We start from the raw sequence: 14,711 nt of genomic DNA on the forward strand, positions 1-14,711 counted from the left end.
ACTAATAACATGAGCAACATGCCTTTTATAGAAAACTCCGCTAACAGAACGTGTTCCGTTATTTCTGCGGTGGCTCAGCCATAATAACCGTAGGCACAATCATGGGGCGGCGACGCCACTTTTTCGCAACCCACTTCCCCACTGTTCTCCGCACAGCTTGCGCCAACCGGTAAGGATCGTTTTCTGCCTCTTTTGCGAGTTTCTGTAAGGTCTTTTCAACTAGCTGCGGAACCTCATCTAAAGCATCCGGCTCATCGGTAAAGCCTTTCCCCATAACCTGTGGTGTGGCTAATGGGCGACCTGTGCGTCGATCAACAACTACTGTGGCAGCAATGAACCCTCCTTCTCCGAGAATGGCGCGATCTGCCAACACGTCTTCACTAACGTCACCAGTTGAGAGACCATCAACATAGAGGTGCCCCACCGGTATCTGGCCAGCAAGTGCTATGCGACCTTCAAAAAGATCTACGCACACACCATTGGCAGCAATAACAACACGTTCTGGGGATACTCCGGTAGAAATAGCAAGATCATGGTTGAACCGCAGATGACGCCACTCACCATGTACCGGCATAACGTTAGAAGGGCGTGCAGCATTGTAAAGGAACAGCAAATCAGTGGAATAACCATGGCCCGAAACGTGAACGTTTGCGTCATGGTTAGTAATAACCTTAATCCCCCGCTGTTCTAGGGTATTTAGCATCCCATAAACAGATTCTTCATTACCTGGTACAACAGAGGACGACATAATAACTGTGTCGCCTTCTTGTAAGCTCACCTGACGGTGATCACTACGCGCCATACGGGACAGACCCGCCATGGCTTCGCCTTGCGTACCAGTAGTCATGACAACAACTTCATCGCGACGATACTTATCGATGTCCTGAGCATCAATAAGATTCTCCTCAGCGATAGTAAAAAGTCCCATCTCTCGCGCAATTTCCATATTGCGCACCATGGAACGCCCCGTCAACGCAAGTTTGCGATGCGCAGATACTGCCGCATCTGCAACCATCTGTACACGCGTTACATTAGAGGCAAAACATGCCACAACAACGAGTTGTTCAGCATCGCGAATAAGCCGACGCAATGTCGGTTCAATCTCCGCTTCACTAGGTGCTAATCCCTTGTGAGTCGCATTCGTTGAATCGACCAACATGAGGTCAATACCATCATCGCCAAAACGAGAAAGAGCCGGTAGATCAGTAGGAATATTATCCTTCGGAGTCTGATCGACTTTGATATCACCAGTCTGTACAACGACGCCAGCCGGAGACTTTACAACAATGCCTAATGCTCCGGGAATGGAGTGATTAACGTGGAAAAACTCTACGGCGAAAGGTCCAGTTTTGTAGACAGACTCTCGTGTGACATCAATACACTGAGGATGTAAACGATGTTCCTCACATTTGGCTTTTACGAGTGCATTCGTAAACTTGCTTCCCACAATCGGGATATCAGGGCGGAGTTTAAGAAGAAAAGGAATTGCCCCAATATGGTCCTCATGACCGTGTGTAAGAACTAATGCGTCAATACTGTCAAGACGGTCTTCAAGATAGCTAAAGTCGGGAAGAATAAGGTCAATGCCGGGTTCTGACGCACTGGGGAACAACACACCACAGTCACAAATAAGAATATGGCCATCGTATTCATAGGTCATCATATTGCGACCTATTTCCGATACTCCGCCCAATGCAACTAACCTCATTGCCCCTGATGCAAGAGGTTTAGGGGCGGGAAGAAGCTCGGAAAGATCCATTCCCTGCATTGTTTGGACACCACTGTAGCTAGGCTCAACATACTTTTTCCGTGATGATTTCTTCCTAGCTTTTTTAGTTTTTGGTTTAGCAGTGAGCTCAGAGCTCTCCCGTGGCGGTCCCATGCGCCGCGTAGCGCGTTTACGACCGGTACGTTTCGTATTAGACATACTTTTCCTTCAACTAATTATTCCCCAAGGGAATAGAGCGACAATCTTCGTCGCGAACGGTATAGAAATATGCCAAACGGCACAGTCCCCCATGAATCCCCCCTGTACCACTGCCTTCCAATAAATAAGGCCATAGTGGCTAACGTACATACAGCACAATCGCCCATTGCGACCTACGACACTACACCCGCCTGGCGTAGATCCTCTAAGAGAGCGTCTCGTGCCTCATCTGATAGAGGCACTTGCGGAAGACGAGGGCTACCCACCGACATACCCATTATGTCAAGGGCTGCTTTCGCAAAACTGACTCCCCCAGATCGCGCCATAGCCCTATTAAGAGGGAACATAGTGGAGTTAAGACGCAATGCCTCCGCCAGATCACCACGGTCAAAAGCAGTACGCATATCTCGTAGCGTTCGCGCAGCACAATGTCCAACGACTGAAACAAACCCCGTAGCTCCTACAGAAAGCCATGGAATGTTAATGGGATCATCCCCAGAATAAAGAGCTAACTCTGTCTTCTGATACAGACGGGCACCCGCAGCTAAGTCGCCTTTAGCTTCTTTAATAGCCACAATATTCGGAACTTCTGCCAATCTCATAGCAGTTTCTTCCGCAATGGGAGTAGCTGTACGCCCGGGAATGTCGTACAACATGATAGGAGCATCTACAGCAGACGCAACTGTCTTGAAATGCTGATAAACGCCTTCTTGAGGAGGCTTGGAGTAGTACGGGGTAACGATGAGAAGCGCATCAGCTCCCGCATTCACAGACTGTTGTGCAAGATCTACAGAGGAATCTGTACTGTAATTTCCAGCTCCTGCCACAATTTTTGCACGCTCACCGAGAGCATTCTTAACCTCTCTAATAAGGGTCAATTTTTCGGCGGTAGATGTTGTCGGTGATTCTCCGGTGGTACCTCCCAGTACCAGACCGTCACATCCATCATCGACAAGTTTCGCGGCAAGCTTCACACCAGCATCAACATCAAGTTTCATATCCTTGTCAAAGGGAGTCACCATTGCGACAAGGACAGTTCCAAAATGCTCTGCAGCGCGAGTACTTACCATTCCGTTCGTCATATGTTTTAGACTACCCGTTTCTCTTCTCGATCAAAGAACCCTGGACAATGTTGGGCCTGCCGATGCCCCGTTTCTTCCCTAAATTACGGTACATGCTTACTGTTTATCGCTAATCCATTGCATAAGGGCTAGTGGCAATTTCTGATCCATCAGGCAGGACAGAAATTTCAAAATCACCAAAAACTGTCGGAGCAATTTTTTGTAGCTGCCGCAGACACGAAATTGCTAGCTGACGAATTTCCACATCCGCATACTCAGTAGCACGCATACCAATAAAATGACGCCACGAGCGCAGATTACCCGTTACAACAATACGTGTTTCAGTTGCGTTAGGAAGCACTGCACGGGCAGCCTGACGTGCTTGTTTCCGCCGTAATAAGGCATTGGGTTCATCTGCGAACTTCTTCTCCAGCTCTTTTAAGAGCTTTCGATATGCCTCTTTACTGCGTTCTGCGGCCTCAGTAAACACTTGCACTAGTTCAGGATCATCGACAAGCGCGGGAGGAGGAACAACAAGAGAATCTTCCTCCGGAACAAACCGCTGGGAAAGCTGGGAATACGAGAAATGACGATGCCGAATTAACTCATGCGTACAGGAACGAGAAATACCCGTGATGTAGAACGTTACATTGGCATGCTCTAGCAGCGAAACATGTCCTACTTCCAACACATGCCGAATATAACCAGCATTTGTGGCAGTATGCGGATTCGGCTTATCCCACGTTTCATAACACGCGCGACCCGCGAATTCAGTGAGAGCCTCCGAGCCTTCCGCATCTGTCTCCCACCCTAAATCGGTCGGTGGATCAAAATGCGTATAGGCAACTAGCTGTACCCTCATCGTGACCAAATTGGTCATGCTAGTCCTAGCACCTCATCAAGGCCGAAAGTAAGACCAGGCCGCTGGGCTACCTCTCGTACACCCAGCAATACTCCGGGAACGAAACTAGTTCGATCCATAGAATCCTGACGAATTGTCAGCGTCTCCCCCGGACCACCAAGTAGCACTTCCTGGTGTGCAATAAGACCACGCAAACGAACCGCATGAACGTGGACACCATCGACAGTTGCACCACGCGCACCTTCTAGGCTTTGTGTAGTAGCGTCCGGACTATCGGGCACGTTGGCATCATGTCGAGCTGTCGCAATACGCTGCGCTGTTGTTGTGGCAGTACCAGAAGGAGCATCTGCTTTATCGGGATGGTGCAGTTCAATAACTTCAACAGATTCGAAGAACTTAGCAGCCTGCTCAGCAAAATTCATGCAAAGGACGGCACTGATAGCAAAGTTAGGGGCGATGAGCACACTAACATCCGGATTTTCTGCGCACCAGGTTCGTACTTGGTTAAGACGTTCCTCAGTGAAACCAGTAGTACCCACAACACAGTGAATACCATGCTTGATAAGCCATTCCAGGTTACCCATCACAACATCAGGATGAGTGAAATCGATAATGACATCAACATTATTATCGAGGAGAGTCTGGAGATCATCATCTCGATCTATAGCAGCAGCAAGTTCCATGTCAGAAGCATTTTTCACAGCCTCGCACATAGTCTTGCCAACTCGTCCAAGAGCACCTATGACGCCAACTTTATGTACTTCAGTCATTTTCTATCCTTCTCTCCCCCGATTTCACAAACACTAACTGTAAGTATCACACTCACCTATCTTTTTGCCCCAGTCTACTCTGCGTCTACACCATTCCTCTTCACACGCCGCCTGGCTACTTTTCTCGCCGTGCTCCATCACAGGGAATAGCGACTAAGAACGTTGGTGTCGCAAGACCGAGCTGACGTGCACTTGCTAAGACTGCTTCCTCAACTTTTTCCACATCTTCCGCATTGATAAGAGCAATAGCAGAACCGCCAAAACCACCACCGGTCATGCGAGCACCCCATGCCCCTGCCTCCAAAGCAGCATCCACTGCACTATCTAATTCTGGGCAGCTCACTTCATAATCATCGCGCAAGGACTCATGCGAGGCGGTCATAAGTCCACCTATTTGCTCAAGCCCACACACAGCATCTTTATCTTTAGGATTTCCCAACGCACCTTTACGCAACGCTGTGACAAGAGATTCTGTACGGCGCGACTCTGTGACAATATGGCGCATACGACGAGCTACCAAGTCTAGCCATTCCTCTTTTTCTTCCTTAACAGAAGCTTCTGGTTCTTGCGCTGTCCACTCTAGTGCTCGATCAACTAATTTATGCTCGCGATGCGGTTCAGTAACATGTAATCCCTCCATAACTCGATCGACGATAGCGCGACGAGAGGCATACTGACCATCACCTAAATTATGGGGTGCATTCGTATTCATCACGAGAATGGCTAAACCGTTCCCTGCAAGATCAAAGGGAACATCAGAGATAAGACCCTCCCCCATATCGAGTTCCAAGGCTTTACCAGCCTGCCCACGAAACGAAATGGATTGGTCTAGCCCACCAGTGGAAGCACCTACAACTTCATTTTCAGCACGAATACACGCCTTAATGATGTGCTGTGAAGGCGTATCTTTACGACCTTCTGAAAGGCTATCAAGTCCCGGACCAACAAGATCAAAAACAGCACACGCTGTCGCCAACTCAATTGCAGCAGAGCTGGAAAGACCAGCCCCTACAGGAACATCAGAGACAAAGGCCATATCAAAGCCGGAAGTCTCCGTCAGAGATACTCCTATAGTTGCGGCATCCTGCCACATACTCCAGATAACACCTGCGGGATACCCTGGCCACCTGCGCGGATGACCCGGCCCGATATCACTGATACGACCTTCCCAGTGAAAAACTTTCTTTCTGCCAGGAAGCAGCGAAACAAGACGAATAATACCGTCGTTGCGTGAGGATGCTGCGCAGTATGTACGCCGGTTAAGTGCAAAAGGTAAACAGATACCACCTGCGTAATCAACATGTTCGCCTATAACGTTGACACGTCCGGGGGCAGACCATACACCCTTTGGTTGATGACCATAGGTATCTGTAAAAAGCTGTGCAGCACTATCCGCAGTAGCAGTTAATACATCACTCATTTCTCAGCAACCTCTCGAAGTCGTTCAGCGATACGTTCCGGTGTCGTATCGTTAATCCACACCCCCATAGCAGATTCAGAACCAGCCAGGTACTTCATCTTGTCGGGGGAACGGCGCAAACTAAAAAGTTGTAGATGGAGACGCCCAAATTCACGGCCCTCATGAACAGGTGCCTGATTCCATCCAGCGATATAGGCAGTTTTCTCAATACCAGGGAAGAATTTATCAACTTGGCGCAGTAAGCGAGGATACATAACTGCTAGTTCTGCTCTTTCTGATTCTGATAAAGACGGGAAATCTGGGACATCGCGACGCGGTACGAGCATAACTTCTAGTGGCCATTTCGCTGCCGCTGGAACATACGCGAACCAGTACTCCCCTTCGCAAACAACACGTGTTTTCGCAGCAAGTTCAGCCATGACGACATCATGCTGTAATTGCCGCCTCGTATCCTCGTAGTACTGACGCGCCTGCCGCAGAATTGCTTGTGTACGTGGTGGAAGGAATGGATAGGCATAAATCTGGCCATGCGGATGCTGTAATGTAACACCGATTTCTGGGCCACGATTTTCGAAGCAAAAAACCTGTTCAATTCCCGTGAGGGCTGACAGGGCTTCAGTACGATCCGCCCAGGCCTCAATAATTGTTCGAATTCTTCTCTGGGAGAGCTGGCAGAAACTATCTGTTGGGTGGGGGCTAAAGCACACGACTTCACAACGACCACGTCCGGGAGCCTGGGGTACTAACTCCATATTGTCAACGTATCCCGGTAATTCCTCATTAAGATAAGCAGTTCGCGCAAATGAAGGAAAACGATTCTCAAAGACAACTACATCGTAATCATCAGCAGGTATTTCAGTGGGAAGCTGCCCTGACTGAGTGGGACCAAGGGGATTTTCATTGGCTGGTGGCATAAACGTGCGATTCATACGATGCGCAGCCAAAGCTGTCCATTCCCCAGTAAGAGGATCCCTTCTTATTGAGCTCAGCGGAGTGGACTTGGGAAGATGACGACCATCATGTAGCTCACGCGTTGCTGTCCCGCTTAGATATGGCTCGGAATCGTCAAAATAAATTAACTCACGACCATCGGATAGCGTGGTAGTAGTCTTTCTAACAATCGGAGTTGTACCACTGTTTGTGTATTTTATTTCTACTTGGTGTGGTGAGTGGAACACTAGTACTCCTCAAAACTACATGTCGAAACTACATGAGATACTTTAACGATTATCTGCCTTCATTATGATGAAGTGAGCCCCACTCGCACAGTACTTGTTATGACGAGTGGGGCTCACTTCTATATGACCTGTAAGCTATGCTTTCTTGTCATTCTTATCATCGAGAGAGACAAACGCATCGCCGCCTGAAACGGCTTTTTCATCATTAATCTCGTTTGCTTCTTGAATACTATCCGGGTCAGCGGGAACGACCTGTGGATGTGCTTTAGCCCAAAGGAGGAAACACACGCCTACTACCAGGATGATAATTCCCACAATGAGGTTGATGTTGACGTCTCCCGTTTTAGCTGCATCTGCATCGTCGTACGAGACGCCACCGAGAATGGTGAGAATAACACCAAAAATGGTGAGTAGCAGACCAATAATGTTGCGGATGTCAAAGGCACCAGCAGTGGTAGTCTTCTTAGCCATGAGTATTCGCTCCTAAGCAAAGACGATATTGAGAGCAATGACCAATACTAGCGAGATGATAGCCAGTGGTACCGGACGACGGAACCATGGGCGACCAATATCGCGTGGATCATGGAAGTGCTCTTTAGGAGTTTCGGAGTACACGAAGCCCACCAATTCGCTGGCAGGTTTTGGCTTGGTGCACAGGGACACTAGCACGGCTAGTAATACGTCTACGACGAATGCCGTAATAGCACACATGAACGCTAGCCCCTGACCAGGGAGATCAATGATGCCGACTTGTCCAAGAACAAAGACGATAATAGCGGAGAATGTACCTCCCAACAGGGAAACCCAACCAGCTGTAGGTGTCATACGCTTCCAGAACATGCCCACAATAAAGGTTGCGAACAGCGGAGCGTTGAAGAACCCGAACAGAGTCTGTAGGTAGTCCATCAAATTAGAGAAGCGAGCCGCCAGGAGAGACGTTCCAATAGCGATAATGGTGGCAACAACTGTGACGATTCGACCGGCCTTCAGATAGTACGTATCGTCTTTGTCTTTCTTGACATACCGCTGCCAGATGTCATAGGTGAAGACGGCGTTAAAGGAGGAGATGTTAGCTGCCATACCAGTGGTGAAGGATGCCAAAAGACCTGCAAGAACGAGACCGAGAAGACCATTTGGAAGAACGTCGCGCATAAGTAACAAGATGGCGTCGTTGTACTTCAGTCCGTCGAAAGCATCCGTAGCGGCTTCTGCACCCATTGAATAGGCCATACCCTTGTACTCAACCATCTCATTGACAAGAACAGCGGCCACCATACCAGGCAAAACCACGATGAACGGAATGAACATCTTGGGGAACGAGCCAATGATAGGTGTGCAGCGGGCAGAATCCATTGTGTTAGATGCCATTGCACGCTGTACCTCAACGAAGTTCGTTGTCCAGTAACCAAATGAGAGGACGAATCCGAGGCCGAAAACGATACCGATAACGGAAAGGACAGGGCTATTGAAGCCAGACAATGCTTCACCTGGCCAGGTGTGCAACTGCTTATCGCCTAACAGTCCATCATTGGAAATTTTGTCTTTTAGACCGCTCCATCCACCAACACGATGCAAACCAATGAGAGTAAGGGGAAGCAAACCGGCCACGATAACGAAGAACTGCATTACTTCGTTGTAGATTGCGGCTGATAGGCCACCCAACGTAATGTATGCGAGCACCACGACGGCACCGATGATGAGCGAGACCCACATCGGTAGACCAAAAAGACGATTCACGACAAACTGCAACAGATACAGGTTTGTGCCCGCAATAAAGAGCTGCGAAAGTGCAAACGAAATGGAGTTCACTAAGTGAGCACCAATACCGAAACGTTCATACATGAACTCTGGTACGGAACGTACTTTGGAACCGTAGTAGAACGGCATCATGACTACGCCCAGGAAGAGCATAGCCGGAATAGCACCTACCCAGTAATAGTGGAATGTGGGGAACCCGTACTGAGCACCAGTAGCGGACATACCCATCAATTCAGTAGCACCCAGATTCGCGGAAATGAATGCCAAACCAGTTACCCATGCCGGAAGATTGCGCCCCGACAGGAAAAAGTCAATACTGCTTGAGACTTTACGTCGAGCAAGCATACCGATGCCCAAAATAAAGCAGAAATAAATGGCGATAATCAGGTAGTCCACCCAGACGGCATCCAGCCTGTAGTCTACCGCACCTTGAGCGAGGATCATTGGTCTCCTTAAGCCGTCCTTATCACTCTCAATACACAACAAACCAGCATGGTTTGTTACACATCTCAAGCGAGGGCGTGACCGGACGTTAATGTCGTTAAAGCGGTGTCCATAGAAGCACACCTTGGGTACCGAGCATTTTGCTCAGACGAAAATACACTAACAGTCCACGCATTACTGAGAAGAATGCGTGGCAACTAATAAAGCAAGTTCTGAATCGTTTTCTTGTGCTGTATTCACAGTGACATCATGCATAAGATAGGGATTAGCTGGGCTTTCTAGATCGTATAAGGAACAACACCACGAAAAAATAGAAGAATCGTTCCAGTAAACTGCTTGCCAAATACAAAGCTAAAAAGACAAGAAAGAAAAGAAAGTCCCGATCCACAGAATATGGATCGGGACTTCCCTATTATTGTATGTCGTTACCCACTGCTACTGAAGCGTGCGCCCCACTAACAGATAAACGCCTAGACGTTACTTCTTGGTATCCGCATTATCATCGACGGGAATAAGAGAGATCTTTCCACGCTTATCGATATCAGCAATTTCCACCTGGAGTTTATCGCCAACATTAACAACATCTTCAACCTTGGCAATGCGCTTACCCTTACCCAACTTAGAGATATGGACAAGGCCATCACGACCAGGCAGCAGTGACACAAATGCGCCGAAAGCGGTTGTCTTGACGACAGTGCCGAGGAAACGCTCCCCTACCTTAGGAAGCTGTGGATTGGCAATGGCATTGATGCGATCGATCGCAGCCTGTGCGGATTCACCGTTTGTAGCTGAAACATAGACGGTGCCATCGTCCTCAATAGAGATATTGGCGCCAGTTTCTTCCGTAATAGTGTTGATCTGCTTGCCCTTAGGCCCAATGACTTCACCAATTTTATCGACGGGAATCTTAACGCTGGTGATACGTGGAGCGTAAGGACTCATCTCGTCTGGGCCATCAATTGCTTCACTCATAACATCCAGAATGGTAAGGCGGGCATCACGAGCCTGTGTCAATGCTCCAGCGAGCACCTGTGAAGGAATACCATCCAACTTTGTATCGAGCTGCAAAGCAGTAATGAAGTCCTCGGTGCCAGCAACCTTAAAGTCCATATCACCGAAGGCATCCTCAGCACCAAGAATGTCAGTCAGTGCCTGGTACTGCATCTTGCCGTCAACTTCATCTGATACAAGCCCCATAGCAATGCCGGCAACAGGAGCTTTAAGGGGAACTCCCGCATTCAACAGGGACATGGTTGAAGCACAGACGGAACCCATCGAGGTAGAACCGTTAGAACCGAGAGCTTCAGAAACCTGACGAATAGTGTAGGGGAAATCCTCACGCGAAGGAATGACGGGGAGGAGAGCGCGTTCCGCTAAGGCACCATGGCCAATTTCACGACGTTTCGGGGTACCAACGCGGCCTGTATCACCAGTGGAATACGGGGGGAAGTTGTAGTGGTGAATGTAACGTTTGCTCTCATCAGGACCGAGAGAATCAATCTGCTGTTCCATCTTCAGCATGTCAAGAGTGGTAACACCCATAATCTGAGTTTCTCCACGCTCGAAGAGAGACGACCCATGAGCCCGTGGAACGACCTCAACTTCGGCGGAAAGAGCACGAATATCAGTAACATCACGACCATCAATACGGAAGTGATCTTTCAGAATGCGCTGGCGAATGATCTTCTTTGTGATGGCTTTATATGCCCCACCGATTTCGCTCTCCCGGCCTTCGAATTCTTCTGCCAATTCCTCATAGACTTTTTCTTTCAGAGCGGTATCAGCAGCTTCACGTTCCTGCTTATCGGCAATGGTGTAAATCTTTTCCAATTCCGCTTTAGCAGCTTTTTCGACAGCGGCGAAGGAGTCATCTTCATACGCTGGGAAGAGTGGGAATTCACCGGTTTCCTTGGCAGCAACACTAGCAAGCTGCTGCTGAGCATGGCAGAGCTGGGCAATGAAGGGCTTAGCGGCTTCCAAACCACCCGCAACGACAGTTTCTGTTGGTGCTTGTGCACCACCGGCAACAAGTTCAACAACGTCTTCCGTTGCACCGGCTTCTACCATCATAATTGCGATTTCTGGCTTACCCGTGCCATCGTCTTCAGAAACAATACGGCCAGCTACAGCCATGTTGAAGACAGCCATCTTGAGCTGCTCTACAGTTGGGAAACACACCCACTGTCCCTCGGGATTGTCTTCAGTGGGAATAAGAGCAATACGGACACCACCAACCGGACCCGAGAATGGTAGTCCAGCTAGCTGGGTAGAACACGAGGCAGCATTAATAGCAACACAGTCGTAAATATCGCCTGGGCGCAGGCTTAACATCGTGACAATTATCTGTACCTCATTGCGGAGGCCAGCGACGAAGCTTGGGCGTAGCGGACGGTCGATAAGACGGCAGGTAAGAATGGCATCGGTGGTGGGACGACCCTCGCGACGGAAAAAGTTGCCGGGGATACGTCCTGCCGCATACATACGCTCTTCCACATCAACGGTGAGGGGGAAGAAATCGAATCCTTCACGGGGTTGCTTAGAAGCGCTGGTGCAGGACAGCATCATAGTTTCATCATCGAGATAGATGACGGCTGAACCTGCGGCCTGTTTTGCTAGGCGACCGGTTTCAAAACGAATAGTGCGTGTGCCAAAAGCACCGTTATCGATAGTGGTTTCGGTTTCAAAAACTCCCTCTTCCACTTCGAACTCACGGAGTTCAGTCATAAGAGATATACATCTTTCGTCTGGGAGCTACTCCGCCGAAAACATGGTCATCGATCGAAGCTGCCGGAATCTTTCTTTCTACTTTCTTGTGTGACACATTTTTCTCGTCTTTTATCGCGTCACAAGAATTATGTCGAAAGCGCTTGTCCGACAACCACCACCGAGGACCGTTCACACGTGGGTAACTCCAATGGATGGCCACAATAAGGGCCTATATGACATCCCTAGTGTAGCAAACACCGTGATAACTCAGTGGGGATAGTCACACCTGGCCAGAGCAAGATATCCCTCTTACAGAACACGTGCTATAAGTCACGCCCTTGTTATTACGTGCTTATACTGCTTTTCAGGCATACTATAACGTAAATAATCTATACGATTCTCGCCCCTACCTATGTGCTCGAGAGTCAACACGAGAAGACCGCGTGTGTTCACACCCCGCAATGCACGCCACATCAGAAAGGCTACACCATGACTGACATGCCCGATCGTGAAGTACTGACATGGGAAGGCTTTGGCTCTGCATCTCGTGAGCTTGCGCATATGGTCGCTGACGACTCCTACCGACCAGATCTCATTCTCTCTATTGCACGTGGTGGCCTCTTTGTTGCAGGTGCTTTGGGATACGCTCTCAACGTCAAAAATCTCCATGTTATGAACGTGGAATATTACACGGGCATTAATGAGCGTTTGGATCTTCCCGTTATGCTTCCTCCTGTACCGAAACCGGGCATGTTACAAGGTGCGCGTGTCCTTATCACTGATGATGTTGCAGATACTGGAGCAACTCTTCGTTTTGTGTACGACTTCGTACAAGATTACGTAGCTGATGTGCGCTGCGCCGTAGTCTTTGAGAAACCTCATTCCACTGTTAAGTGCGACTATGTCTGGAAGCGTACTGACCGATGGATTAACTTCCCCTGGTCAACAATGCCTCCTGTAGATTTCCCAGAAGGCGTCTAAAACACTTTTTAAAAGGGATGGGAGCCACGTACGTGGCTCCCATCCCTTTGTCATGTTCCCATGTAAATCCCATATAAATGTAGGAGACCCCTTTACCCGCTATATGCGGTGGTAAAGGGGTCTCCTACGGTAATAACGTCTATTAGCGCTTATTGCTTAACGACGCAGTCCCAGACGTTCGATCAGGGAGCGGTAACGCTCGATGTCGACATCAGCAAGGTATTTGAGTAGACGCTTACGGCGACCAACCAGAAGCAGTAGACCACGACGAGAGTGGTGATCGTGCTTGTGAACCTTGAGGTGCTCAGTCAGGTCAGCAATACGCTTCGACAGGAGAGCCACCTGGGCCTCCGGAGAACCGGTATCAGTCTCATGCAGACCGTACTCGGCGAGGATTTCTTTCTTCTCAGCGGACGAAAGGGCCACGAGATTACTCCTTGTTTTTCAGTGTCGTGTATCAAAAGAGCCTTCTTTAGCAGTACTACAAAGGGTAGTGCGAAGAAGGTGGTGCACCGCCACGAACCACAGTGAACACCGCTGTGTGAGTCTATCAGGGAAAAGTGTTAAAAAGCGAACTCAGCTCCGCTAGCTTTAGTGAAATATTCAGTTCAACTTGGTGGGATGAACTGTCGAATTATGAAGAATCTCCCGTGTTTTTGCCACATCACGATTCATGTACTGCAGCAAATCATCGACAGAATCAAACTTTTCCATACCGCGAACTCGATCAACGAACTCTACTACCGCATATCGATGGTAAAGATCAGCATCCTCATCAAGAACGAATGCTTCAACAGTGCGAACAGCACCATCAAATGTTGGGTTAGTTCCTACTGATACAGCTGTGGGATACCACTTTCGAGGTTCCATAGAACCATCAATGGGTTCCTTATCAGTAACAGCAAACCACCCGGCGTACACACCATCGGCGGGAAGAGCTATATCACTGGCAAAACTGATATTCGCAGTGGGAAAACCAAGTTGACGACCGCCACGACCGGCCCCATGGACAACCTCCCCTTCTACCCGAGGAAGATGCCCAAGCGCTTTAATAGCGTCCTGTATACGTGATTCTGTTAGCGACTGGCGAATAAACGTACTGGATACAGTGTGCCCGTCTTCTTGTAAGAGAGGAACAATTTCAGTAGTAAAACCGTACTTCTCCCCTAAAGTAGCAAGAGTCTCTGGAGCCCCTGCAGCTCGCGCACCAAAAGTAAAGTTCTCCCCCACAACAACGTGAACGGCATGCAGGCGGTCAACAAGTACCTCTTTAACAAAATCTTCCGGTTCCTGCCCTGCTCGCTCCGGCGTAAAATTCAGTACGACAAAGTCGTCAATACCATTCTCCTGTGCAAGCTGTGCACGAAAATCAATCGTGGATAGCCGCAGGGGCGCAATACCCTTACCCACTACAGAGGAAGGGTGAGGATGGAAGCTCAACATAAGAGCAGTAACTCCATGCTTCGCCGCATAGTCAGCAGCAGCATGCGCTAATTGAGCATGTCCCCTATGCACTCCATCAAAGACACCAATGGTGACAACACTGTGTCCCCGATCACTCGGATAGTTTTCTACACCTTGCCAAATATGCACACTACAAGGGT

At 48.9% G+C, this 14,711-nt stretch carries 12 protein-coding genes; 1 reads left to right on the top strand and 11 read right to left on the bottom strand.

Features of this window, described 5'->3' with window-relative positions; all coding sequences use genetic code 11:
- Positions 1 to 58 precede the first annotated feature (58 nt).
- The 9 genes from QZV76_RS01010 to QZV76_RS01050 all read right to left on the bottom strand — a co-directional run bounded on the left by QZV76_RS01010 (position 59) and on the right by QZV76_RS01050 (position 12,144).
- Complete coding sequence (locus QZV76_RS01010) at positions 59 to 1,927, bottom strand: ribonuclease J (protein ID WP_290595375.1); 1,869 nt, start codon at positions 1,925 to 1,927, stop codon at positions 59 to 61.
- Positions 1,928 to 2,100: 173 nt separating this feature from the next.
- Positions 2,101 to 3,009 (bottom strand): 4-hydroxy-tetrahydrodipicolinate synthase, encoded by a 909-nt coding sequence (gene dapA / locus QZV76_RS01015; RefSeq protein ID WP_290595376.1) that lies wholly within the window; start codon positions 3,007 to 3,009, stop codon positions 2,101 to 2,103.
- 109 nt (positions 3,010 to 3,118) lie between these two features.
- The gene (gene thyX, locus QZV76_RS01020) at positions 3,119 to 3,868 is read right to left on the bottom strand and encodes an FAD-dependent thymidylate synthase (RefSeq protein WP_290595377.1); all 750 of its coding nucleotides are present in this window, start codon (positions 3,866 to 3,868) and stop codon (positions 3,119 to 3,121) included.
- Positions 3,865 to 4,620 carry a 4-hydroxy-tetrahydrodipicolinate reductase gene (dapB, locus tag QZV76_RS01025; protein ID WP_290595378.1) on the bottom strand — a complete coding sequence of 252 codons (756 nt, stop codon included), beginning with the start codon at positions 4,618 to 4,620 and terminating at the stop codon, positions 3,865 to 3,867. The genes thyX and dapB overlap by 4 nt, the downstream gene beginning before the upstream one ends.
- A 115-nt stretch (positions 4,621 to 4,735) precedes the next feature.
- Complete coding sequence (galK, locus tag QZV76_RS01030) at positions 4,736 to 6,040, bottom strand: galactokinase (RefSeq protein ID WP_290595379.1); 1,305 nt, start codon at positions 6,038 to 6,040, stop codon at positions 4,736 to 4,738.
- Positions 6,037 to 7,218: a galactose-1-phosphate uridylyltransferase gene (galT, locus tag QZV76_RS01035; RefSeq protein ID WP_290595380.1), complete on the bottom strand. Its 1,182-nt coding sequence runs from the start codon at positions 7,216 to 7,218 to the stop codon at positions 6,037 to 6,039. The genes galK and galT overlap by 4 nt, the downstream gene beginning before the upstream one ends.
- A gap of 135 nt (positions 7,219 to 7,353) precedes the next feature.
- The gene (locus tag QZV76_RS01040) at positions 7,354 to 7,689 is read right to left on the bottom strand and encodes a hypothetical protein (protein ID WP_290595381.1); all 336 of its coding nucleotides are present in this window, start codon (positions 7,687 to 7,689) and stop codon (positions 7,354 to 7,356) included.
- Between the two features lie 12 nt (positions 7,690 to 7,701).
- The gene (locus QZV76_RS01045) at positions 7,702 to 9,420 is read right to left on the bottom strand and encodes a sodium:solute symporter family protein (protein WP_290595382.1); all 1,719 of its coding nucleotides are present in this window, start codon (positions 9,418 to 9,420) and stop codon (positions 7,702 to 7,704) included.
- A gap of 477 nt (positions 9,421 to 9,897) precedes the next feature.
- Positions 9,898 to 12,144: a polyribonucleotide nucleotidyltransferase gene (locus QZV76_RS01050; RefSeq protein ID WP_290595383.1), complete on the bottom strand. Its 2,247-nt coding sequence runs from the start codon at positions 12,142 to 12,144 to the stop codon at positions 9,898 to 9,900.
- Between the two features lie 471 nt (positions 12,145 to 12,615).
- Between QZV76_RS01050 and QZV76_RS01055 the strand changes: the two genes are divergently transcribed.
- The gene (locus tag QZV76_RS01055; RefSeq protein ID WP_290595384.1) at positions 12,616 to 13,107 is read left to right on the top strand and encodes a phosphoribosyltransferase; all 492 of its coding nucleotides are present in this window, start codon (positions 12,616 to 12,618) and stop codon (positions 13,105 to 13,107) included.
- Between the two features lie 156 nt (positions 13,108 to 13,263).
- Here the strand turns inward: QZV76_RS01055 and rpsO are convergent, their stop codons facing one another.
- Together rpsO and QZV76_RS01065 are read right to left on the bottom strand one after the other, a co-directional pair.
- A complete protein-coding gene (rpsO, locus tag QZV76_RS01060) occupies positions 13,264 to 13,533 on the bottom strand; it encodes a 30S ribosomal protein S15 (RefSeq protein ID WP_290595385.1) in 270 nt (89 codons plus the stop codon).
- A 177-nt stretch (positions 13,534 to 13,710) separates the two neighbouring features.
- Positions 13,711 to 14,700 (bottom strand): bifunctional riboflavin kinase/FAD synthetase, encoded by a 990-nt coding sequence (locus QZV76_RS01065; protein ID WP_290595386.1) that lies wholly within the window; start codon positions 14,698 to 14,700, stop codon positions 13,711 to 13,713.
- Positions 14,701 to 14,711: the final 11 nt, after the last annotated feature.

The sequence above is a fragment of the Lawsonella sp. genome (assembly GCF_011525565.1).
Taxonomy (GTDB): Bacteria; Actinomycetota; Actinomycetes; order Mycobacteriales; family Mycobacteriaceae; genus Lawsonella; species Lawsonella clevelandensis_A.